The organism is Edaphobacter aggregans DSM 19364, assembly GCF_000745965.1.
GTDB classification, from domain to species: Bacteria; Acidobacteriota; Terriglobia; order Terriglobales; family Acidobacteriaceae; genus Edaphobacter; species Edaphobacter aggregans.
This window is the reverse complement of record NZ_JQKI01000049.1, coordinates 27,431-48,754: the sequence shown is the minus strand read 5'-3', so window position 1 is coordinate 48,754 and position 21,324 is coordinate 27,431. Positions and strand designations below refer to the sequence as shown.

Annotated in this window: 21 protein-coding genes; 3 read left to right on the top strand and 18 right to left on the bottom strand. The window is 56.8% G+C overall.

The features are described 5' to 3' along the window. Together Q363_RS38450 and Q363_RS40740 are read right to left on the bottom strand one after the other, a co-directional pair. A partial coding sequence (locus Q363_RS38450; RefSeq protein ID WP_211256241.1) for a phage integrase N-terminal SAM-like domain-containing protein occupies positions 1 to 252 on the bottom strand: 252 nt, incomplete at its 3' end. Next, positions 242 to 379, bottom strand: coding sequence for a hypothetical protein (locus Q363_RS40740; protein WP_157467120.1), 138 nt, complete (start codon positions 377 to 379; stop codon positions 242 to 244). The genes Q363_RS40740 and Q363_RS38450, both read right to left, overlap by 11 nt. A 536-nt stretch (positions 380 to 915) precedes the next feature. Here Q363_RS40740 and Q363_RS18335 point away from each other — a divergent pair. Both Q363_RS18335 and Q363_RS40735 read left to right on the top strand, forming a co-directional pair. Then, entirely contained in the window at positions 916 to 2,076 is a 1,161-nt protein-coding gene (locus Q363_RS18335; RefSeq protein ID WP_157467117.1) for a carboxypeptidase-like regulatory domain-containing protein, read from the top strand. A gap of 191 nt (positions 2,077 to 2,267) precedes the next feature. Then, positions 2,268 to 2,453, top strand: coding sequence for a hypothetical protein (locus Q363_RS40735; protein WP_157467114.1), 186 nt, complete (start codon positions 2,268 to 2,270; stop codon positions 2,451 to 2,453). Between the two features lie 309 nt (positions 2,454 to 2,762). Here Q363_RS40735 and Q363_RS18330 read toward each other — a convergent pair whose 3' ends face one another. Further along, positions 2,763 to 3,992, bottom strand: coding sequence for an alkaline phosphatase family protein (locus Q363_RS18330; protein WP_281176027.1), 1,230 nt, complete (start codon positions 3,990 to 3,992; stop codon positions 2,763 to 2,765). A gap of 846 nt (positions 3,993 to 4,838) precedes the next feature. On the opposite strand from Q363_RS18330, the gene Q363_RS18320 reads away from it, so the two are divergent. Further along, the gene (locus Q363_RS18320; protein ID WP_157467111.1) at positions 4,839 to 5,234 is read left to right on the top strand and encodes a hypothetical protein; all 396 of its coding nucleotides are present in this window, start codon (positions 4,839 to 4,841) and stop codon (positions 5,232 to 5,234) included. A gap of 393 nt (positions 5,235 to 5,627) precedes the next feature. Here the strand turns inward: Q363_RS18320 and mobF are convergent, their stop codons facing one another. From mobF to Q363_RS18250, 15 genes are all read right to left on the bottom strand, one after another. Then, positions 5,628 to 9,197 carry a MobF family relaxase gene (gene mobF, locus Q363_RS18315; protein ID WP_035353043.1) on the bottom strand — a complete coding sequence of 1,190 codons (3,570 nt, stop codon included), beginning with the start codon at positions 9,195 to 9,197 and terminating at the stop codon, positions 5,628 to 5,630. Between the two features lie 6 nt (positions 9,198 to 9,203). Beyond that, complete coding sequence (locus Q363_RS18310; protein WP_035353040.1) at positions 9,204 to 11,237, bottom strand: type IV secretion system DNA-binding domain-containing protein; 2,034 nt, start codon at positions 11,235 to 11,237, stop codon at positions 9,204 to 9,206. Beyond that, on the bottom strand, positions 11,234 to 11,626 hold the full coding sequence (locus Q363_RS18305; protein ID WP_035353037.1) for a plasmid mobilization protein: 393 nt from the start codon (positions 11,624 to 11,626) through the stop codon (positions 11,234 to 11,236). The genes Q363_RS18310 and Q363_RS18305 overlap by 4 nt, the downstream gene beginning before the upstream one ends. 183 nt (positions 11,627 to 11,809) lie before the next feature. Beyond that, positions 11,810 to 12,130 carry a hypothetical protein gene (locus Q363_RS18300; protein ID WP_051978961.1) on the bottom strand — a complete coding sequence of 107 codons (321 nt, stop codon included), beginning with the start codon at positions 12,128 to 12,130 and terminating at the stop codon, positions 11,810 to 11,812. Between the two features lie 23 nt (positions 12,131 to 12,153). Continuing rightward, entirely contained in the window at positions 12,154 to 13,185 is a 1,032-nt protein-coding gene (locus Q363_RS18295; RefSeq protein WP_084080507.1) for a TadA family conjugal transfer-associated ATPase, read from the bottom strand. After that, complete coding sequence (locus Q363_RS18290; protein ID WP_051978960.1) at positions 13,182 to 14,027, bottom strand: VirB8/TrbF family protein; 846 nt, start codon at positions 14,025 to 14,027, stop codon at positions 13,182 to 13,184. The genes Q363_RS18295 and Q363_RS18290 overlap by 4 nt, the downstream gene beginning before the upstream one ends. A gap of 58 nt (positions 14,028 to 14,085) precedes the next feature. Beyond that, positions 14,086 to 14,316, bottom strand: coding sequence for a hypothetical protein (locus Q363_RS18285; protein ID WP_035353034.1), 231 nt, complete (start codon positions 14,314 to 14,316; stop codon positions 14,086 to 14,088). Beyond that, on the bottom strand, positions 14,313 to 14,978 hold the full coding sequence (locus tag Q363_RS18280; RefSeq protein ID WP_245632304.1) for a type IV secretion system protein: 666 nt from the start codon (positions 14,976 to 14,978) through the stop codon (positions 14,313 to 14,315). The genes Q363_RS18285 and Q363_RS18280 overlap by 4 nt, the downstream gene beginning before the upstream one ends. A gap of 13 nt (positions 14,979 to 14,991) precedes the next feature. Continuing rightward, entirely contained in the window at positions 14,992 to 15,189 is a 198-nt protein-coding gene (locus tag Q363_RS44290) for a hypothetical protein (RefSeq protein WP_245632303.1), read from the bottom strand. 27 nt (positions 15,190 to 15,216) lie between these two features. Continuing rightward, a complete protein-coding gene (locus Q363_RS18275; protein WP_035353031.1) occupies positions 15,217 to 15,477 on the bottom strand; it encodes a hypothetical protein in 261 nt (86 codons plus the stop codon). 62 nt (positions 15,478 to 15,539) lie between these two features. Continuing rightward, positions 15,540 to 16,346, bottom strand: coding sequence for a hypothetical protein (locus tag Q363_RS18270; RefSeq protein WP_035353028.1), 807 nt, complete (start codon positions 16,344 to 16,346; stop codon positions 15,540 to 15,542). 21 nt (positions 16,347 to 16,367) lie between these two features. After that, entirely contained in the window at positions 16,368 to 17,666 is a 1,299-nt protein-coding gene (locus tag Q363_RS18265; protein WP_035353024.1) for a TraB/TrbI/VirB10 family type IV secretion system protein, read from the bottom strand. Between the two features lie 4 nt (positions 17,667 to 17,670). Further along, the gene (locus tag Q363_RS18260; protein WP_035353074.1) at positions 17,671 to 18,498 is read right to left on the bottom strand and encodes a TrbG/VirB9 family P-type conjugative transfer protein; all 828 of its coding nucleotides are present in this window, start codon (positions 18,496 to 18,498) and stop codon (positions 17,671 to 17,673) included. A gap of 212 nt (positions 18,499 to 18,710) precedes the next feature. Then, on the bottom strand, positions 18,711 to 21,080 hold the full coding sequence (locus Q363_RS18255) for a VirB4 family type IV secretion system protein (RefSeq protein WP_035353022.1): 2,370 nt from the start codon (positions 21,078 to 21,080) through the stop codon (positions 18,711 to 18,713). Further along, the gene (locus Q363_RS18250; RefSeq protein WP_035353020.1) at positions 21,061 to 21,324 is read right to left on the bottom strand and encodes a VirB3 family type IV secretion system protein; all 264 of its coding nucleotides are present in this window, start codon (positions 21,322 to 21,324) and stop codon (positions 21,061 to 21,063) included. The genes Q363_RS18255 and Q363_RS18250 overlap by 20 nt, the downstream gene beginning before the upstream one ends.

Sequence of the window (21,324 nt, the reverse complement as noted above, 5' to 3'; positions counted from 1 at the left end):
TGTCATCACCATGGTGCGGCGCATCAGGTTCTCTGCTGAATCAATCAGCCGCTGGACCTCTTCTGGACTGAGTACAACGGGCAATTGCCTGGGGCGCTTGGGAAATGGGATGTGCTCGGGGAGATACGGGCGTCGCAGCGTCTTGACGTAGAGGAAACGCAAAGCTGCTGTGCAGCATGCAATCGTCCCTGCTTGGAGCTTGCGCTCTCGAAACAGATAGGCCTGATACTGCCGGATATGATCAGGTCCCAACCTGTCTGGCGAGCGGTGAAAATACCTGGAAAAAGTCTTCTACCGCGTGCAGGTAGGTGTAGACCGTGTTCTGTGAGTAGTTGCGACGCTGGAGCTCATCCAGCATCTTCTGCCGAAGATGGGTCACAAAAGCCTCCTTGTGACCCAAACCTTACACGGCCTAAAAGGCTGGGGGACACCAATGCCGCAGCGTCCGCCGCGACAGCGGCTTAGTTCAAACGGGGATTTCGGAAAGTTCGCAGGTTCAGACAGCCCGAACTTGCCGAACTTGCCGATAAGCTGACTTGCCCTAAGACTTTACGGGCGCGTCAGACCGATTGGTAAACAGAAGAGTTGCTGAAGGGAAGCTGAACCAGCAGGTTCCTGAAAGCGGGCTTGGGAAGCGATAAGGCCGTAGTTTCCCAAAACCCGACTTTCGAGGAACTTCGGTCGCAGCGCAATCACAGATCAGTGAAGCGCGTTCATGAGGACCAATCCGATATGCGCTTTCGAAGAAACAATCTGGCTTATGAAGTTTTCACCTTAAACTGATTGCCCGCCCCCGGCGCTCGGGTCATACTTGCACCTATGTTCTCGTCCAGATTCCTTTTCGCCGCTACTTTTGTCTTCTTGTGCTCCAATCGGGCGGCAGTCGCGCAGGAGATCACCCCGGGGAGCGGAACGGTGCAAGGCACGATTACGCTGGCCGATACTCAGAAGCCGGCACGGTTAGTGAAGGTCGTCCTTACTCCTGTAAAGAACGATAACGAACCGACTTTGAAAGCGCTGGGGAAGGCCGGCGCAGCGAATGACCCCGGCGCAGCGCTGGGCGCGCTGATGGGTAGCATGACAATGCTGTCGGCTCAGACGGACCTTGATGGCCACTATGAGCTGGCAGGCGTGACACCGGGTGACTACTACGTGCTCGCAAACATCTCGGGTTACATTTCGCCAGCTGCGGCTGCGGCGCTTAGTAAGGGCGCTACCTCGCTGGAAGGAGCTCCGAAGGTACACGTGGACGCAAACAAGGTTGCGCGCGGCGATCAAACCCTCGAGCGAGGCGCGGTGATCACCGGCACCGCAACCTATGACGACGGAACGCCGATACCGGATGCCGCCATAACGGTCGAAGCGTGGTCGAAGAGCGATGCTCCAAACGATCCGACCAAGGTGAACATCGGGCAGGCGATGACGATGGCCATGGCCGGCGGTGTGAAGGTAGCGGCTACTGACGATCTCGGCCACTATAGGGTCGCGGGGCTACCGGCGGGCGAGTACCGGGTTCATCTTGTACTGTCGACAGGAGGCTCCGTACGCATGCGCAACGGCGTAATGGACCTGAATAGCATGAAGGGCGTGTCTCCCATCATGATCTACTCTCCAGCTGCGATGCACGAGAGGGATGCCGAGAAGGTTGCTGTCAAGAGCGGCGATGATCGGAATGACGTAGACCTGCGGGTCGGTCTGACAGGCCTGCCTATCGTCAGCGGGCGCGTCACCTCCGCGACCGATCACCACGCTGTGAACTCAGGCCGTATCACCTTGACGGATACGTCGGACAAGAATCTTAAGCGAACCGGCGCTATCGCACCGGACGGGAGCTTCACAATTGCCTATGTACCAAGTGGCAGCTACACATTGACGGTCGCAGGCGCTGCCGACACGGAAGCAGGGCCGAAGCAGCAGGCATCGGGCCTGCTCAACTTTCAGCGTGAGAACGTGGTGCGTCGTTACGCAGAGTTCAGTCAGCCAGAGATCGTCGAAGCGAGTGACCTAAGCGGGCTAAACCTTGAGCTTAAAGAGATCCAGCCTGAGACGAAGTCAACCAGCCGCGGAAACCAGTAGCGGACGGCGTCGTCCCGCGGCTTACCTTAAGACATCTTCATGCTTGTTCAGTTGCGCCAGCCAGCCACCTCAGCCGGTATTCTTGAGGAGGCAAACGGCTCGATATTCCGTTGTCAGACGGCTGGGCGGTTCCCGCAAAAACGGGGCTATGGGCAACTTGGCCCCAATCTGGACGTCCGAGCACCCCGAAGTTGCCGCAAACGAGACTTCGCGGGAACTTTAGGGTAAGTACGCTGCGCTCACTATTTCGCCTCCGTGTTCTCGTCCAAGCGCGGTTCAAAAGCTTTGAGTTCAACCCCGACCCATCGAACTACGGCTACAACTCCAAGCTCACCACCGATGATGTCCCGTTCTCGGCGCAGACCCCGCGCCGCTGACCTTCGACCCCGCAGCGCACAACCCGCCCGTGGCTGGCTACCCTACTGGCTATCCGTCGGCGGCGGGTTCGGTGTACACAGGCAACACCCCCACAGAGGAAGCCCCCGCCACAACCGGAGAGGAGGAGTGATGCGCAACCCGCTCTGGAACCGCCCATCGCTCGTGCCGCGTTTTCATCCGCCCGTGCGGCCTGAGCTTGCCTACGAGGCACGCACCCGCGACAGCGTGGTCTGCGAGAGCAACACGCTCTATCGCCGACCGCTGAAGAACTGCACCGTCACCCCCAATGCAGCCGGCGCAAACCCAGTTCACTCGGAAACCGAGACATCGCATGGAGACTTCGCCCTTGGAACTACGACCGGAAGTACAGGCGACTCAGTTCGCGAACGTGCAAAATCAAGCGCGACAGCAAGGTTCCCGATTTCGGGTGAAGCATCTCGCGCTGTGAGGGGCGACAGATTCCAGCGCCATTCGATGAGCTTAAGCACCGAGGTATGGTCAAAAACCGTACTATTCACGCGAGGGAAAAGCGATGATCCCACGCTGAATGGAGACGCGATCACAGTTGGCACTCGAAGGCCTAAAAGAACGCGGCCGTCGATGACGTCGTTATCAGTTGTGTTCGGCGCAACGACTCTGGGCGGCGCCACATGATCAAAGAAGCCGCCCCACTCGTCAAAGGTAATGATCAGAACTGAGTTGCGCCAGCAGGGACTATTCACCAGAGCGTGATAAGTCTGCGACAAGAAGGCGTCCCCGTTTCGAATATCCGCGAATGGATGATCGTCGGTTGATCCTGTCACCGGAGAATACTGTGGATCGACGAATGATACCGCGGGCAACTGCCCGGCCGCAGCGTCATTGAGATAATCGTCGTAGCTGTACGTGTTGTCCGCATATTCCGAACCCCAGAGCGCTAACCATGGAGAGTAGCAGCGAGCGCTGACCCCCGCCTCCGAGAGACTGTCCCAAATCGTTTCCAGATGACATACGTCTGACGTATTACTGGTCCTGTCTGTCTGCCCTGAGTGCAGGAAGATGCGATTCGGGAATGTGGGCCCCTGGAAGGAGCAGAAGTATCGGTCTAGCGTCGTGTACTGACGCGCCAGTGCGCCGAAAAATGTCAAATCCTCTTCTTGGTAGTAGCCAAGCGAATAGGTGTCGTTTCCTGAACGCAGAAAACCATCCATCTTCCCTGCGTTGTATTGGATCCTTCCGCCTTCATAGGAATGATCGGGTTGAATGTGCCCGCAACCGGTGAAGTCGCCTGCCAGATGGTATGTCGAGCGAGTGACGCCAGTTTGGTCCACGTAACTCAGTCCTGCCTGCTTCCCGTCTGCGGTCGGCAACCAACCGAGAAAGTGGTCGAAACTGCGATTCTCCATCATGACAACAACAACATGCTCGATGCCGGAACGCTCCGGTGATGGTAGATCCCGAGTGACGGCAGATTGGAAGGAGCTATTGCAGGATGAAAGAAAAGTGGCTGCGCACGCACCAAAGGCGGAGCGAAGGAAGGTCCTTCGTTGAATCTTCAAGTATTCTCCAGGCGAGCAGGTTTAATGACTTGCGTCGTCAGCGCTCGCAACAACCGGGGAACTTTTCAAGGCTCTTCCCCTAGAGCTCAGGTTTTCATTGAATGCGAATTCAGTCGTTGTTCAATGGGGGGTATGTACTTGTTCTGAAGCAAGTAGTATCCTCCTAAATGCCTTATCCTGCTGGGATGCGAGAAGAAGAGCTTCGGCGGTACTTCTTAGGCCAGCGATCTGCCGCTGAGTTGAGCGAAGACTTGCGTGGTTCGGTTCTACAGATAGATCAGGTCCGCTCCTCAGTTCAGATTGTCGACATGCGAGAGTCATTCTCGGTGACACGGCCTCATCTCGTCAGCCTCTGTGACGCTTTCATCGAGGGAGCACTTCCCCCCGACGCTCTGAACACAGTCGCGTTCGCACTGATGGCTTCTGATGCTTTCGAGTGGGATGACGATGTGACCAGTGAGGTTCTATCGGACTGGTCAGCTCCCGAAATCAATTATGAGTTGAATGCGGAGACGATCAGCATGCATCGTGAATGGCTCCTTGGGACCGCAGAACCGCCTCGCCGAGAGTTCAGGGACGCCAAGGCGAGAACCGGTCATCTCATCTCAGTGAGAACGAAAACACCCTCCTAAATACTCGTTCCCGCAAAACGGGTTTGCGGCAACTTCGACCACCAGGCACCCGATCAGTCTCGAACTTGCCGGAAAGCCGGAACTTTTCGGGAGTCTGCCTCGGATAGGTAATAAGCTGGTGTGCATGAGCAAAGCACCACCCCCGATGCCACACCTCGATCCCTTCTTGCTTGCTTCACGTTGGACGTGTGGGGACCTTCTTCCAGAGAACATCGTGCAAACCGCTGTCGGACTCATCGAGGCGGGATATGAAGAGCCATCCGTGTACCGCCTTGCGGCTGAGGACAAGGTCTACAGCCGAGATCAGGTCGAAATTCTTGTGCAACGGATGTTCTCTGCGCTCAGAGTGCCGTACCCAATGTCACAAGAGGACGCTCGTCAGACCGTTGCACGGCAGATCGCAAGAGAAGTTACGGCGGGACTGAAGGACCCGTGGACCGCCGCAAAGCAATTAGACAGGGTAGTTCCGCATTGGGAGACAAAGGACGAAAGTATCTGGGCCATCTACGGCATTACAGATGAAGCTGAATGGGACCCCGGTGAAGGACGCATCGTCGCAACGCTAGAGCCGGAACTGATAAACGCTTTTGAGCAGCTCGCTTGCTTATAGGCGTCGACTTTTGTATTAGGACTGTGAAACGGGGTTTTCGGCAACTTCGCCTGACGGTCGTAGGCGTTGCGCAAACGAAGATTATTGCAACGGTGCTCCAATTTCAGAAAAGCCCCGTATTTTGCATTGCATAAAGGTATTGCGATTGGCTTCCTAAAGGCGATAGGTTTTCGCAACAAACCTAAACGTACGATTTTTTACTTTTGGTGTGGTGACCCCTTATTGCTAGGCCGTGGAAATGGCGTGACTATGGAAAGCTTGGAACGGTGAGGCTGTCCCACCCTTCCCACAGTCCCTTGGAAGACGCCGGTACTGCCGGCGTCTCCCACATTCCCACCGCCCTCGACGGCGACATTCTATTTATGTAAATACACAAAGACGTAAAGGAAGAGGCTAGAAGCCGATGCCAAAGTCGTTCTGCTGCTTGGCTGGTTGCGTGATTTCGGGTGCTGTAATTTCCTTGGAAGCTGTGAAGTCCTGTTGCGGCGAATTGGTGTATACAGTGAGATCCGCTTTACTGGAAATTGCCTGGAAGGTCTGCGGCGTAAGGCCGTCACCGGTCGCAATGACGCGTTCCGCATGGATGTTCTTCAATCCATCGACGGCGTAACCGTAGTCGATGTGACGGGCTTTCTCTGGAGAGAGTTCGGCGGTTCTGCCTGAATCCATCTTCACGGTCATGGAGTTGTTCTGGCCGATGCGGGTTACGGTGCCGAGGTCACCGGACCGCACGCCTAACTCTTTGTCGGAGGTGGTGAAGCGGATGCGCTCACCCTGCGCGACTTCGCGGGTTTCCTCTTGGAAAACTCTGCTTTCGCGCGTCTGGGTGCGAAGCTGGGCCGGATTGTAGGAAACCTCCTCGCGGCTGGTATCGAGCTGCACGGAAAGGACGTTGCCGCGCGGCTTAGTGGAAACAACGGTCGCTTGGCTATCGTGGGGAATACCGTCAAGGTTGGGGCTGCCGGTCTTGTACTGGATCTTGTCTCCCGGTTGGTAGCTCTCGACGCGCATCTTGCTTCTGCTCTCCTTCTCGATGAGGACGGGAATAGCGTGGGCGTCGCGGCCGAGTTTGCCTTGCGCGAAAAGGTCTACCCGAATGAGCTGTGTCAGTTCATCGCGTTCTGCGCGATCGGGCGCGACGATCACGGAGCGCTCTGGGCGGTTGACGAATTCGCTGGCGACGGCGGCAAGGCGGGAGTCCTGGTTGTTGTACTCGTGAATCTGAACGGGCTTTGATGCCTTGGTAGCTTGAGCGGGGGCGGCTTGTGCGGCCTGTTCTGACTTCGCAGTGAAGTCCAGCGCGGCGGTCTTGGTCACATCCGTCGCGAGGCGCTGGCCGAGTGTTTCAGCGTTGTTCGTGTAAATCCTCGCGTCTTGAGAGGCGCGGGAGATGGCGACATACGCGAGCCGGTTGTTGATGAGGCTGCGCGACGAATCGGTGTCGATATTGGCGATCACGCGATCTGCGGTGAGTCCTTGGGAGCTGTGAGACGTGACGGCGTAGCCGTGGTCGAACTGCCGGAACTCTGAAGGGTTGAAGCTGACAGAACGCTTCTCCTTCCCATCCATGAGGACGGTGAGGCGGTCGGCCTCCATCTTCGTGATGGTTCCCATGTCTCGGTTGGAAATTCCTAGTTCCTTATTCAGTGCTGAGAATTGGAGCCTGTCACCTGTGGCAAACTCGCGGCTCGTCTCGCGGTAGACATTCACGCCATAGATCCTCTTGGGGTCGTATTCGACGCGGGAGCCGTCGGCAAGCTCCACGGTCACGCGGTTGGTGGTCGCATCGCTGGAACGCACTACGCCGACGCTGCCGCGCTCGATGCCCTCGGCCTTGCTGCCTCGTTCATACTGGACAACATCTCCGGGGCGGTACATCGCCGCCCAGGTACGATCCGGGCCAGTCATATCGGAGCGGTGAGACAGCGTGAGGAAATGCTGGCCGTCTTGGGCCAACGTGCCTACTTTCAGCAGCTCTCCGCGCACTGCTTCATTGATCTGCTGACGGCTGCGATTGTCTGGAGAAACAATGATCGTGTTCTCTGGCTTGGAGGCGTAGTCTCGCGCGATGGCTGCGATGCGCTCTGGCGCACTGGCAAGCTGGGTGACGCGGCCCTGCTCGGAAAGTAGCGCAATTCCCTTCTCTGTTTCATTGGTGGCGAGATGCTGCACGGCACGCAACAGCTCAGGGTCTTTTTGCCGCATGATGGTTTCGAGCTTGGAAGTCTGCATGCCCGCTTCCTGCATCTGCTGGAACGGTCGGCCTGCGTCCACGCCCTGATGCTGGCGGGTGTCACCGATCACTAAGACGCGATCCTCTGGCCGTATCTTTTCAAGGAAGGCCCGCATCTGCCTGGTGCTGGCAAGACTCGACTCGTCCAGCATGTAGAGATGTTTGCTGGTAGGGTCTGCCTCTTTTTGTCGGGCGAGGAAGCTCTGAAGCGTGTTGGCCTCTATCCCCGCTTCGCGGAGCTGGCCTGCGGCTTTGGAAGTTGGGGCGAAGCCTTCGACCTTGTAACCGCCCTGCTCGGCACCTTCGCGGATAGCGGCAAGGGTCGTCGTTTTTCCGGTTCCCGCAAGCCCCTGGAATCCATGAACACGGTCGCTACTGGTCAGCACTTCACGAATCGCTGTGCGTTGTGCCTCATTCAGAAACTCGCGCGATTGTGACTGACGTTCGGCGGCCGCTTCACTCAACATAGGTGTAGCGGCTCCGCGTCCATTCAGAACGTGTTGGACGTTCGCGCGCTCGGCCGCAATCGTCTCCGGTGTCGTGAAGCTGCGGCCTGAGCTGTGTTTCTGGCCCTGGACGGAACGGAACTCGCCTTCTTCTCGTCTCCGCTGGAACTCGCTCTGAACTTCGGAAAAGCTGACTTCGCCCATGCCTCGGCGTAGCGCCTCGCGCATAATGACCCGCTCATCGGCGACGGCCTCTCGTTCGAAAACCTTCTCTTTCGCGAAGGCAACCGCTCCACGAGAATCCGGCCGCAGGCCGGTTCCCTGCACGTGGCTCAAGGCGCGTTCGCGTGCCGCGGCGATCACCCGTTCTGGCTGGTTTCCGAAGTCCGCGGCCATCGCCTTATGCGCGGCCAACCCTTCGGAAGGGGTGAGAGTCTGTTTGCGGTCGCGAGTGGAGTGCGCGGCAATCTGCGCGGCTTCCGGTCCTTGGAAACCGGCACGCTCCATCTGCTCTTTGATCTGTTGTGAGCGGGGGCTGGAAGCATCGAGGTACGCCTGTGAGTAGCCTTTGATTTCGGGTGCGCCGCTCTGTCCTGGCTCGATCTCATAACCCAGCTTGCGGAGCTGATGCGTGAGCACCGATTGGTATACGGCTGTGGCGTAGTTCTGCGATTCGAAGAAAGTCCGCTCCTGAATGGCGCGTGTAGAACCATCTTCCCGTTCCGTGACGTTGAAGATGATTGCGTGCGTGTGGAGCTGGGGTGCGGCGTAGCCGTCCACAGGGCGCGCCGTGTCATGTTCGAACTTGGCGGCGATCATCTTTCCGGTCTGCTCTGCGGGGTTGTTGCCGCCGATCCGCGCGTGAGTGTACTTCTCCAGCTCGTTCAAAGCCGTCGTGACGGCGGCGCGGTGTGCTTCTTTTACTCGGTCGTCGCCACCTACCAGGGCCGTCAAGGAAACAGACTTGGGCGCTGAGAAAGTTGCGTCCCATCCTGCCCGGTGCTCGACGGGCTTCGTCACGGAGCCGTCCGCATTGGTGTACTCCTTGCCTTCTCGATGCTTCACCATCTGAGCCTCGGTCTGCGGGTGCTTGCCCTCGGTCAGACGGGAGAACTCCAGCGGCGCAACCTCACCGGACAGACCCAAGGAAGCAGCAAGTTTTCCTTGCCACTCCCCTTTCACCGTGTCGTCCTGTTTGTAGTAGCTCTGCGCATCACTGGTGTATTCCAGCTTGTGATACGTCTGCGCCTGCGCGGGACTGATGGCTTTGGAAATAGTGAGCATGGCCGCCTATAGGTTGTGCGAGAGTGGGGGAGTCTGCGCCGCGAGAACAACCACCTTGGGCAGCTCCGGCTCTGGCTTCGGCACGATGGCTTCGGCTTCCTTGATAGGAGCGCCCTTGCTGGGTTTCTTCCGCGTGGTGGCTGCGTCGGGTTTCGGCTCGGTAGCATCACTGCCTACCGGCGCCAGTGGGTTGAACCACATCTTGTGTTCCGGTATCGCGCGGACCTTCAGAGCCTCTGCAATCTTTGGAAGATTCATGGGCGGGAACGAAAAGCGCGAGACATAGTTGTTGATCTTGACGAAGGTATGCAGGTCGGGCAAACCCTCCACCTCGGACTTCATGACAAGCGGCTCAATCTGCCGGTCAAGGGTGAAGCTCTTGCCCTGCCGCTTGCCGTCTGCAACCGTCTCGCGCAGACGCTCAATCTCAATCTCGCCGATCATCTCCGCTGCCCACTTTGCAGCGTTGGGCTCGGCGGTGCGGAGAATGAATTTGGTGGAAGGCTGAGACAACATTACCTCGGCGAGATGGCCGTAGATGGTTTCAAGCTGGGCCTTGCCCTGGTAGCCGAAGACGATGGGGTTGTCACTCTTGCGGCCTTTGGTCAGCGCCGTATGGAACTGCGGGAGCCGTTGCAGGCTGGCTAGCTCGTCGATCACAAGCCACACTTTTGTCTGTCCCGGCTTCGGCTTCGTCAGTAGGCGCAACACGAGCAGGTCGATCCATAGGGAGTGCAGCGGTCGCAACGCTTCCTGCTGTGCTTCCGTGGACGTAAGGAAGATCCATCCCTCGCGCTTCTCGGCCCAATCTGTGGCGCACCACTCGCGACCGTCTGCCTCTTCGCGGGTCGGTAGCAGACGCAAGCTGTCGGCCACGAGGCCCAGCGAAGCGAGCACGCCGCTCCGCTGCTGCGGCGCGTCCTTGGGAGCGAAGTTGGCAAGCTCGGTGCCCTTCAAGCGGCGGTCAATCTCGGCCTCGTCGGACATCCACGCAACCAATTCCTCCGGGGTAGGTTTGTACTTCAGGAGATGGGCGAATATCTTTTGCGGCGTGTCAGTAAAGAACTCGCCGCGCTTGTCTTCACGTGGCTGGTACATCGACGCCGCAATGGTTCTCGCTTCGGCGGGATTGCGCAGTTCACTCGATGGCGTCCAGTAAGGCGCACGCTCGTCCAGGGGATTCAGAATCCAATCTCCCCGGCCTTCTTTGTAAAAGCATTCGGTGAACTCGCCTGCCGGGTCATAAACGATAGCGGTTTCGCCACGGTCTGAAATCTGCTGGAGCATCTGTTTGATGAGGGTGCTCTTCCCCGCCCCGGTGTCTCCCATGATCTGGATGTGTTTGGCTTCCGCGCTCCGGGGTATTCGCAGGAGGGTTGCACGTCTGGAATACCACGGCTTTTGCGCTGTCGTAATGGCTAGACCGTCTGCCGCAAGAGCCTTGCTAAATTGTGTCGGTGTGAGCATCACTGGCCCCTTCAGTCGGCGTCCGTACTTCAATTCTCGGAAGCGTTTCAGGTCCGCTACACCCGCGAAAGCGAGAGCTATCACCAGGACAAGAAGACCCTCTACTAACGACGTCGCATAGACGTCGAAAAGTCCTTGGCCATCGAAGTACACGGCCCGGAGCCAACGACTCAGAACAGCATCATCGTAGTCCTTCTCCGGTCCGTCATAGAAAGCGGTGTAGCCCTGACGCCGGGTTACTTCGGACAGTGCGACCGGGGCAACAGCACCATTCGGAAGAGCGGTTTCACCGGGAACGAAATCGGCTGGCAGAGCCAGCCGGGGAGCAATCTTGCCGCCGCTGACATAAAGCAGGCGGTACTTTCCGCGTTGCTTGAACATGGCACCGACTAGAGACCGGACGTAAGTGGAGGTGTAGGTCCGGCGCAAGGGCGTTTCTCTGAAGTGGAGGAATTGCCATACGAAAAAGAGAGTCGCCATCAGACCAATAGCGAAGGCCCCGAGGGTGTAGATTGGCGCGTGCGGTGGCCACACGATGGTTTCTTTGCGGCCCCACTTCTGATTGCTGTTCATCGACTGGCCTCCGTTGGGGTGTACTGCTGCATAACTTCAACCGCTGCCTTGTGCTTGCTGGAGCGAATACCCTGCAACTCTGCTTGGAAATCCTCGGGGGTCATCACAGTCCCGCAGGCGACATGGCGCAGGGTCGAATTGAGGAGCTGTCGGATGGCCACAATTTCGGTAAACGTAGGCGTGATGACTTCGCCTCGGGCTGCTGCAAGAAGCGTCTCGCGGCACCACTCGCTGAGACTCTGGCCCTTCTGCTTGGCCGCGTCCTCCATTTCGATTTGTTCATCCCGAGTAACCCGCGCGGTCGCGCTGATGGTGCGACCTGTCCTGCCTTTGGAGCGCCTAATCCGGGTTTCGAGGTCTAGAAACGACGCTTGCGAGTGATCTTCCATCTTGGAAAATTCCTTTGTTGACTATCGTTGACCGCTGGTTGACGATAGCCAACCTATTTGCGGTATCTCTTTTGTTTGCAGTGAGGTTGACGATAGTCAACCCCACTCGCTCGTCACGACACCCTGGAAGGGATGGAGTGTCAACCATTCATGCGCAAAGCGCATCCCCACGACCTTTGCTGCCTACTTCGCACTTACGGGTGAGGCCGATGATGCTGAACCAGTGTGGCTGCCGGTGTTATTCGTCGCAGCCTTCACGCCTTTGACCGTGCCCGGAGTCTTCTTGATCCGCACGGACGCCGCTACTGCCTCGTTCGGGTTCTTCTGTAGGTGCTGCTGAAAATCTTTGTCGTGTTTGAAGATGTATTCCAGCGCTTCATTCACTACGTCATCAGCCGGACCTTTATGGAAGTGAGCATATCGGTCCAACATTTTTGCGGTTGACTCTTCAAGCCTGATGCTGGTTTCGACCTTCTTGGAAGCCTTCACTGTGAACAATGGCATGATGCATTTCCTCTCTTCTCTGGTTAGGCAAACTGCGCTGTTGATGTTTCAGCCGAGGCACCGCCAAGCAGAAGCTCGCGGTTCGCTTTAGGCTGGGAAGCGGTATAGATTTCTTCCACTTCGAACTGCTCGGAGCGGAAGTCATAGCCATTTACCAGCACGACCTCACGCACCTGACGGCGACCGCTGGCCGCACGTTCGCAGTACAGCGTGAAGTCGATTGCTTTTGCCGTCTCACTGCGCATGAATGCGTGATTGAGGTTCGACCTTGCGCTTAGAGCGAGATTGGAAAGGCGGTTCAGCGCATCGACGGCTGAGCTGGCGTGGATGGTGGACAACGTACCGCCGTGACCTGTGTTCATCGCTTGAAGCAGGTCATAGCCCGCTTCGTTGCGAATCTCGCCCATGATGATGCGGTCTGGACGGTGACGCAGAGCGGCGGCAAGAAGCTCACTCGGCGTGATGGCAACCTGACCAGGAATGGCATCAACCGCCTCCCACCGAATTGTGTTTGGCTGCAATATCTGCAATTCGGCTGGCTGTTCGATCACGCATAGGCGCTCCATCATAGGCACGTGATCTAGCAACGCCTTCATCAGCGTCGTTTTACCGCTGCCAGTACCGCCTGCAATGATGCCGTTCTTGCGTTGACCGATGAGAGACACGATGAGGTCACGCACATCGCGCGGCAGACTTCCACTCTCTACCAGCTCGTCGCTCGTGTACCACTTGTTGAACTTACGAATGGTGAGAGTCGGACCGCCTATAGAGGCTGGCGGTCCCACTACTGCAACGCGCGACCCATCGGGCAGACGTGTGTTCAAGATGGGGTTCTGCGTGGTCAAATCCTGCCCCAGCACGCGCGCCACCCGCTCAATCGCCGCTGTCAGACGCTCGTTGGTGTACACGTCCGACAAGTTCACGCGCTCGACCACACCAGCTCGATCGGCATACACCCCGCTCGTGCCGTTAATCATCAGGTCAGAGATGGACGGGTCAAGCAGTAGAGTCCGAATCTCTGTTGGAAAGAACGGGAGAATGAGGTCGTAGCTCATTGTGCGGCTCCTTCCTTCTGGTCGGGAAGGAACGGATTCGATGGCGTGACGGTTGTTGATACCGGGCGCTGCGGTGTTGGGAGTTTGGTGTCTCTTGCGATGGGATCTACACCGATACGATTCTCGTGATATTCGGTGATGGTGAGGCCAAGCGGGTTGATCGTTTCAAATTGTGGAAAGACTTTAGCCTGGTCGGATACCTGCTTGGGGTTCAGGTAGTACGTCACAGAAAGCATCCAGTGCTCGGTACGCGGCTCTCTGGAATTGCGAAGAGAGTAGAGCCGGTCGATGTTCACCAGCGCCGTTCCCTTCGCCATCACTATGCCCTGAACCTGCTCGGTTGACATGGAAGTGATGGTGACATTGCGTACTTCTACGTCGCTCTGCTCCATCTGTCCCGCTGTGACCTGGGAGATGGTGTGGTTGGCATTGTCCTCAGTCATAAGCTGCGACGCCAACTGCTGCGAGAGAAAGTAATAGTTCAACGGATATTTCTTCGCAACAGTGTCGCGATTCAGGGTGTACCGATAGTTCGCCCAATCCGTGAGGTACGTCCGGACTTCGCCCTCGCGTGGACTATAGCTGAGGTCGCTGTACTGGATGGCCTGGGCGCGGCCTATCTCATCAATGCGAATGTAACGATTGATGACGGGCTTGTGTGCGAGTGCGACTATCGACGCAAATGATCCTAGTAAAAGGACCGAAAGCCCCCCGATGATGATTCGGCTTGTCTTCCGCTCGTTGTAGTGAGCTGCGTAGACCTCGTTAGCGATGGTATCTGTGAGTACGGCCTGCTCTGGAGTGTATGCGGCATCAGTGAGAGGTGAGGTTTGCGTTGCCATGGGGTCGGCTCCTATCAGGAAGTGCAATCAACTGTGGTGGGCGGGGAAATTTTGCGAGTCATTGGTTCATGACCCGCGCAGCGATGCGGACGCACAGATACAACTGAAAAAGCGCTCCTGCGACACCGGCGACGGCAAGTACCGTGAGGATGAAGTGCAGGAAGATACCCACTATGGATCGTGGCAGGGGCGCGGCTGAGGGACCACGTAAACCATTGCTGCGGCCATCCTTCCAACCGTTGCCGTTAGACTCGTAATCCCATTCCTCGTTCCAATTCATGGCATTCACTTTTTCCCACTCCCGTAGCGGAGTGCCATACGGGTTACAAGGTTTTGCGCAGAAGCGGTTGCCCCAGCAGCGCCGCCGAAGATGGCCTGGGTAATCTGCGGAATGAAAAGCATGTTGATGATGAAGGCGACGAATACCATCGTGACCGGGAGAATATTTGCCATCCACATGGCGATGGAGTAATCGCCGTTGAACGTCTGCTGAAGAAAAGTCGTGTAGAAGCCGGACCACACGAAGATAAAGGCGGCGGCAACTGCGCGAATCATGGCAAAGCTGAGAAGCACATCAAGGAACTGAAAGAACTTGCCTCGAAAACTGTCCACCATGAAGAGAGGAATAAAAAGAGGACCAAAAAGAGCGGTGACGGCATAGAAGATGAAGCTGCTGACGTTGATAACGAAAATGATTGCTGCGGCAATCCCCATCAACACCTGAACGTAGACGTATTCGAAGATTTCGAGCGGTGAGAGAAGTGAAGGCAGGCCCGTTTTGTGCCATGCTTCGAGAATCGCGGAGGTTAGTTGCGCCTGCGTATTCTGATCGAGTACCTTCACAATCTCTTGCGCTATGGCTGAGAACAGTTTGTTGAAGCCCCAGCTTGCACCCGGTAGCGGATTGATCCAGTAGCTTTCGAGGATGCAGCAGAATCCAAGACGCAGCATGAATCGGACGATCTCACCCCCCTTCAAGTGGGGTCGGATCGAGGCTGAAACTCATGTTGGACATACTGAAGTTGACGACCATTTTCACTAGCTGCATGAACGCGATGAAGGTGAGCAGCGTAAGGCCGAAGTTTGTCAGCGCTCCCCCATTCGCGGTGGTGAGCGCCGTCAAGTTGTTTGTGAATTGATAAAGCCAGTCTGTGCCGGGCATCGTGGTCAGCCTCTTGGAAATGTCGCGTTAGGGTTGCTGGATGGTGCCTGGAGCATGTGTGACAACGGGACTTGCCTTACTCTTCTTCCGCTTCGCTTCCACTTCCGCTCTAAAGCGGCAATCCTCAGCAAGGGCAGGGTCGGTGATAGCTGCGCAGCCCTGCGGGGTGGGCGCGGCATTCGTGCTCTTGGGTGATTCCACCGTCGGCGTTTGCGGCGCGTTGGAGTGGCATCCCATGAGGGCTGCGAGGAAGAGAGAAAGCGTAAAGGATACTTTGGTCCTGGTCATGTATGGCTCCTTGTGGTTAGGAGAGCAGCGCCGCTGCGGAAAGCAGTGACGCTGCCCGGTTGTTATGGCAAATAATCGGTGTACGTTCCGCTGGAATTAACATAACCGGTGGGGTTGGCTTGGCGTTGTGCCTGAATATTTGCAGCAAGATTCAGGTCATGCGCCATAGCGTTACGTTGCTGCATATTTTGCACCGTCATTTGCTGAGCGATGCAGGCATGTAGAGCACCCTGGGCCTGTTGCTCGTTGAGCTGCTGGGCCTGTGATGCGTTCACAAGGTTTAACTGCTGGACCTCGCTGTTAGTGTCGCTGGAACCGTCAAGCTGGTTGTCTTGAAGGCTTTGGGTTGCGGTTGCCGATGCAGCCCGCGCCGCGCGGTATGATCCAACGGCATTGAGGCAGTCCGGCGATACAGTGTCCGATGTTTCAACGATGGCAAGCTGTGTGAGCTTGTCGCTGTTGCCAGTAGCTTCACCAGCGAGGTAAGTGTCAGTGTTTGAAGAGAGCGCAACGCCTGAATTTGTCCACGCCGTGGTTGCGGCGGTGGTGGAATTCTGGTCAAGGGCGGTAGTCATGCCGTTCGTTTCGCCGTAGCTGTTGCGGACCTGCACGTTTTTCATGCTGTTCAGGGCCGTTTGCCATTGCGTCTTGATACTGAAGTTGACGACGTTGTTTTTGAAGCTGTTGTACTGACTGTTGGCCGTGGTGTATAGCTTCGTGAGTTCGGATAGCTGGCTTGCCAGCGATCCGTAACTCGTTGGATCGAAGACGATATCGCCAACAAAGAGAGCGAAGCTCGGTGTTGCCGTGCAGAGCACTAACGCTCCCGCGACAACCCATTTCCTCTTTCGGGACAGCTTGAATTGCATACGTCCTCCGTGTGTGAAGCGTTAGAGAGACGGGTCTACGCGATGTTCTGCATAGCTCGGGATAAGTATGTCTTGGTTGATATAAACGCGCGCTCTTGAACCCTCCTTTACCGTGATGACGGGCAGACGATTGAGGAATCTGTTCAATATCTGCTCGCTCTCCTGCGCTGTTTGCGCGGAGATCCCGTTGCGGATTAGCGTGTTGGGGTCAAGCACGGTTCCGCTATTTCCTATCTGTGCCAGCCCGCCAATTCCTCCTACTGCGGCGGCGGCAGCAAACGAACTCAGGTAGTGGTTGTTCACATTGGTCGCAAGGCCAGTCGTTCCCAGCGGGTCCAAGCCGAGGTATTTGTTGAGGTCGATGGAAAACCCATCCGGACAGATGGCGCGATTAAAGGTGACAAAGAGTTTCCTCTGGCCTGCACCCGATACGCTCTGGACGTTGCCAATCAGCCTGGTTCCCTGCGGAAGAAGAAGCTGCTGATGGTCATGGGAGTAGTAGTCCGTCGTGAGCATCACGATCATGGGACCGGCGAAGCCGCCATCAATGTGATTGGTCAACACGCCCTCAAGAACCGTGCCCTCAAACACCCGATAGAGACGGCCTTGGAAACCATCAAAGTCGTACTTCGCCATGGGGTCTTTCTGGGCCTGCGTCCCTGCCGACACGGGGCGAGCGATCGGGCGTTCCTGGGCAATGTCCTCGCCTTGTGCCTTCCCTGCGGGCGCGTCTGCGGAGGCCGCTTCCACCGACGTGCTGTTATTGGCATTTCCGGAAGCGGGAGCCGTTCGCGCGAAGTCGATGGCTACGGTATCGCTGTTGAGTGCTTCCTGATGCTGCCTCTCTCGTTCAAGCTGGCGCTGCTTCGCCTCTGCCTGGGCCTGAGACGCACCGGAGGTCTTCTGCGGAGCGTTCGGATTGCCTGTGCCATACATGGCATTCCTCTGCGCTTGCGTCATCGGCACAGCGTTGGGCGACTCCGGGCCAGGAATGGCCTGCTCCTGCTGGAGCTGTGCATTTTGGGCGGCAAGCATTGCCTGTCGTTGCCGCTCCTCAGCATCGCGCTGCTGGATGAGGCGCTGTTGTGCCTCAAAGCTGTTAACCTGCGTCGCGTTGGGCGAAGCGGGCTTCACCAGCGCGCTATTCGCTATGGGGGCCTGCTTGGTGCCATTGTGAAGGTTCGCAAGGCCGATCACGAGGATGACGGCGGCGATGCCGCCGACAATCTTCAGATTGAATCGCTTGCTGTCCTGCGCTTCGGGCTGGCCTGGAACAGATCCTACTTCTGCGGATTCGATATCGCGTGGTGTCTCTGCCATGGCCTTAGTTCCCTTCCTTGCGGAAATCGACCCGCTGTTTGCCGATGGTTAGATATCCCTGCAAAACGGTCTTAGGAACCGTGTACAGGCCATCGCTGTAATCCCAGTTGATAAGGCTGCCCTTGCCGTCCTTCAGCTCATACAGGACCGGCGTTTCTTGGAATTTGCCGCGTAGGTACGTGAACTTGTCGTCACGCCATACCTCTTGCAATCCCAGCGTGCCGGCCTTTTTGCGGTCCCAGGTGTAATCGAAGTGGAGTTGGCCGGGGTACTGACTGCGGTATGCTTCTGCCTTTGACTCCGCGGCCTTGCGCTCCGTGGTTTCCTTTGCGGTGGCCTCTGCTGCTTCTCGTTTGGCACGGTCTAACTCAGCGGCGGGGACGAAGACCGGCATCGCTGCCAACTTGTCTTTCCCGGCCTGGTCGCCCGGCGTCACAAAGACCTTGGAATCAAAGTGGGCGTCTGGATCGGTGCTTATTTCACGTAGCTGCAAGGTGTACTCGTTGCCGTGATCCGAAACGATATGCACGTCTGTACTGCTCCCCGCAATCTTCGGCTTGATGGAGATGAACCGGCTAGCGACGTGGCCACCGTCGAACACCCAGCTCGAAGTGTCGCCACCAAATACGGTCGCAACCTTCTCCTCGGCCGGCAGCAGAATCAGCGTGGATTGAAGAAGGCCCGCACGAACGACGGGCGGCGTCTCGGAGTCCATGACAACAACCGTGCGAGGGGCGCTTGGAAAAAGCGGGTGCTTGGCGTCGGCGGGTTCTGAAGCGTGGCTAACAGCGACAAATGCGAGACTGGCTGCGAGATATAGGGGTGCTTTCATAACGAGTCCTCGTGGCGTGAGTTTTGTAAATCGAACTGCGGTTGGCTGGAAGAAGCCCACCAGAAGCAACACCGCAAAGCCTGCCGCCACGAGACGAGCACTCGTACTCAGCCAATGCGGGATCGTTTCAAGGCAAGCGTTGAACGCCTGGAAGCATAGGGGAGGTAGAGGCACCGGGAGAGTGTTCGAAAAAAAGCTGTGACCGCAAAGGATCATGCGTTCTCTCCTTGTGCGAAGCGCTCGATACCCTCGGCCAGTCCGTACTTTTCGACAAGCTTTGCGCGGCGAGAGCGGTCCTTTGGCTTGGTGGAGAACTTGGCATAGCTCCGTTTGTCGAGATTCAGGATGATGACTTTGGTGAGGCCATCTCTTCGCACATACAGGGCTTCACGCTGCTGAAGGCTCTCGAAAAGGTCGAGCTGTTGGTCACTCAACTTGAACAGTTCACTGTAGAATTGCCGGTTAAACGTGGCATCTGGCAAGAACAAGAAAGACGAGCAGGAGTTCACAATGCTGTCCGCGTTCTCGCCCAGATCGTTGGCCGATTGGCCGATGAGGGTCACACCGCCCAGGTTTTTGCGTACCGTCTTGATCGAAGCCAGAGCAGCATCGAGAAGCTGCTTATTCTTCATGGAAGAAAACAACTCTTCAATCACAACGTGCTTGGGAACGCCGAGGTTTTTCGGGTCGTATAGGACCGCGTTGATACGCCGCAGTAGCCAAACCATCAACGGTTCTATGAGGTCGGAGTCCTGCTGGTTGCTGATGCCCTGGAAATCAAAGCACTGTACGCGGCCCAGCTCCAGCTCATCATGCACGTTATCGAAGACAGCGGCGTAAACGCCATTCCCTGTCCACTTCGAGAGAAAACGGTTGAGATGCTTGGGCAACATAAGGTTGGAAAGACGACGATTCGGAGCGTCGAGCTGGTACATGCCCCTCACGGCGCTAAAGATCACGTCCTCGTCTTCCGGCGACAACTCAGCTCCGCTGTTAGTGAGCAGCAGCTTGATAAAGCTGTAGAGGAATTTCAGATTGTCTTCTGTCGGCTCCAGTGAGAATGGATTCACTCGGGGGCCGTTCTTGCCTACCTTGTCCACCTTTCCGCCGTACAGCTCCACCACGCTTTCATAGCTGCCGCCGATGTCGAAGATGTAGGTAAAGCCGTTGTATTTGCGTTCCATCGCTACGTGCTGGTTGTTGTGCACGCTCTTACCAGATCCAGGGGGACCGAGGATCATGGCGACCTTCAAGCCATTGACATAGCTGTCTTGGAAAAATGGCGTCTTCGTGCGGGTCTCGAAAACATTCAAGTATTCGTTGTCGAGATCTTCCGAGTAAGGATGACCGATGCTGGGGGCGTAGACGTTGGCGAGGCGGGCATTGTGATCTTCCGAGAGCCATAACGGAAAGATGTTGAACTTTCCATTTCCGGGGAACATTGTGTAGAACGCCGAGAGGTTTCCTAGTGACTCTTCCATCACCTGAGCGCGTGCATCTACAAACAAGCGATGCACTGTAGGCGCGGTTTCGTGTAACTGCTCCTTACTCTTCGCAGCCAAGAGAAGGCGCATGGAGAATTCGCCCTGGCCGGTTTTGTCTAGCGCCCGAATGACCTCACTGAGATCATCTACGTTAGCGTTTGCCGCCCTTGCTCCTGCGCCTGTCTCCAGTGCGGCGGTGTCCTTGCCGCTCATGACTCGTTGCAGCACACCAACACTGAAAAAGTTGATGAACTTCTCCTGCTGCGAGATTTCAGCCCGTGCCTTTGCTGATGATTTTGGCCTCCAAGTCGTGCACAGCACACTATCGCAATCGAGGGTCATGAGTCCGGCGAACTGGCAGGGCCGGGAAATCTCAGGATTGTTCATAAGGGAGAACATCTGCACGTACCGCTTCCCTACGCGCAAGTGGTCGCCTTCGATGCTTACTGGGCTTTGCACAATCTGACGATCCAGCCCGGAATCTGAACGGAGAACAGCATGGTCCGCCCACGGTTCGAGGTTGAATAGGTACGAGAAGAATGGAAACGCTTCGGCTTTGTCGAGCACGCGAAGCCCGATGATTGGAGCTAACTGCGATTCAAGAATGCTGGCTGTCTTGCGCAGCGTAGCGAGTCTGCGGGCGTTGTCGGCTTCAGCGTCCTTGGGCTTGCGATCTAAGGGGTTGGATTGAACCGACTCAAACGTGAGGCACCAGAACAGGTCAATACGTCTAAATTCGGCATTGGAATTTAGATACTCAAGCCGGTCATTCACAAAGGATTCAAGTACCGGATCATCGTAGCTCTTCTTGCGTGGAATCTCATAGCCAGACAACACGCGGCTGTACTGGTACAGGCAAGAGCCTTCAGGAAGACCGCGCAATGCACCTTCCAAGGCGCGCGTGCGGCCTTCAAGCTCCTGGTCGGTAAGGCTCTCCTCGTCAACGCCCGATACGGAAGCGGCGATGCCATATCCGCCGTTCTTGAGCGCAAAGATGTTGGGTGATACCCACCGGGAAAGGGGGATAATGCTCGACGCCGCGCCAGCTTTCGCATACCACGGCAACAAACGGGATTGCTCAGAATTTACGCGGGTCATAATAGCTCTTCTGCTGTAGGCTGTGCCCCCAAAGCTGAAACATCTTGGGGTGCTTGCGGACAATGAGCCATGCCGTGCCGACGAGAACTGGAAAGCTCCCGACGGCCAGCAAGCGAAAGCCAACGAGGAACACCGTGATCGAGAAAAAAACGATCACCATCCACGTTCCGAGGTCCAAGCCCAGCTTGGTTCGAGAACGGTTCAGTGCTCCGTTGATTGGTAGCGGTGTTCCCCGTTTGCGCAT

Coding starts and splice junctions, on each gene's coding strand:
- mobF (WP_035353043.1), bottom strand. CDS start 9,197: ATGCTCACTATTTCCAAAGCCATCAGTCCCGCGCAGGCGCAGACGTAT.
- Q363_RS18310 (WP_035353040.1), bottom strand. CDS start 11,237: ATGAACAGCAATCAGAAGTGGGGCCGCAAAGAAACCATCGTGTGGCCA.
- Q363_RS18305 (WP_035353037.1), bottom strand. CDS start 11,626: ATGGAAGATCACTCGCAAGCGTCGTTTCTAGACCTCGAAACCCGGATT.
- Q363_RS18300 (WP_051978961.1), bottom strand. CDS start 12,130: ATGCCATTGTTCACAGTGAAGGCTTCCAAGAAGGTCGAAACCAGCATC.
- Q363_RS18295 (WP_084080507.1), bottom strand. CDS start 13,185: ATGAGCTACGACCTCATTCTCCCGTTCTTTCCAACAGAGATTCGGACT.
- Q363_RS18290 (WP_051978960.1), bottom strand. CDS start 14,027: ATGGCAACGCAAACCTCACCTCTCACTGATGCCGCATACACTCCAGAG.
- Q363_RS18280 (WP_245632304.1), bottom strand. CDS start 14,978: ATGCTGCGTCTTGGATTCTGCTGCATCCTCGAAAGCTACTGGATCAAT.
- Q363_RS44290 (WP_245632303.1), bottom strand. CDS start 15,189: ATGCCCGGCACAGACTGGCTTTATCAATTCACAAACAACTTGACGGCG.
- Q363_RS18275 (WP_035353031.1), bottom strand. CDS start 15,477: ATGACCAGGACCAAAGTATCCTTTACGCTTTCTCTCTTCCTCGCAGCC.
- Q363_RS18270 (WP_035353028.1), bottom strand. CDS start 16,346: ATGCAATTCAAGCTGTCCCGAAAGAGGAAATGGGTTGTCGCGGGAGCG.
- Q363_RS18265 (WP_035353024.1), bottom strand. CDS start 17,666: ATGGCAGAGACACCACGCGATATCGAATCCGCAGAAGTAGGATCTGTT.
- Q363_RS18260 (WP_035353074.1), bottom strand. CDS start 18,498: ATGAAAGCACCCCTATATCTCGCAGCCAGTCTCGCATTTGTCGCTGTT.
- Q363_RS18255 (WP_035353022.1), bottom strand. CDS start 21,080: ATGACCCGCGTAAATTCTGAGCAATCCCGTTTGTTGCCGTGGTATGCG.
- Q363_RS18250 (WP_035353020.1), bottom strand. CDS start 21,324: ATGCGCAAACGGGGAACACCGCTACCAATCAACGGAGCACTGAACCGT.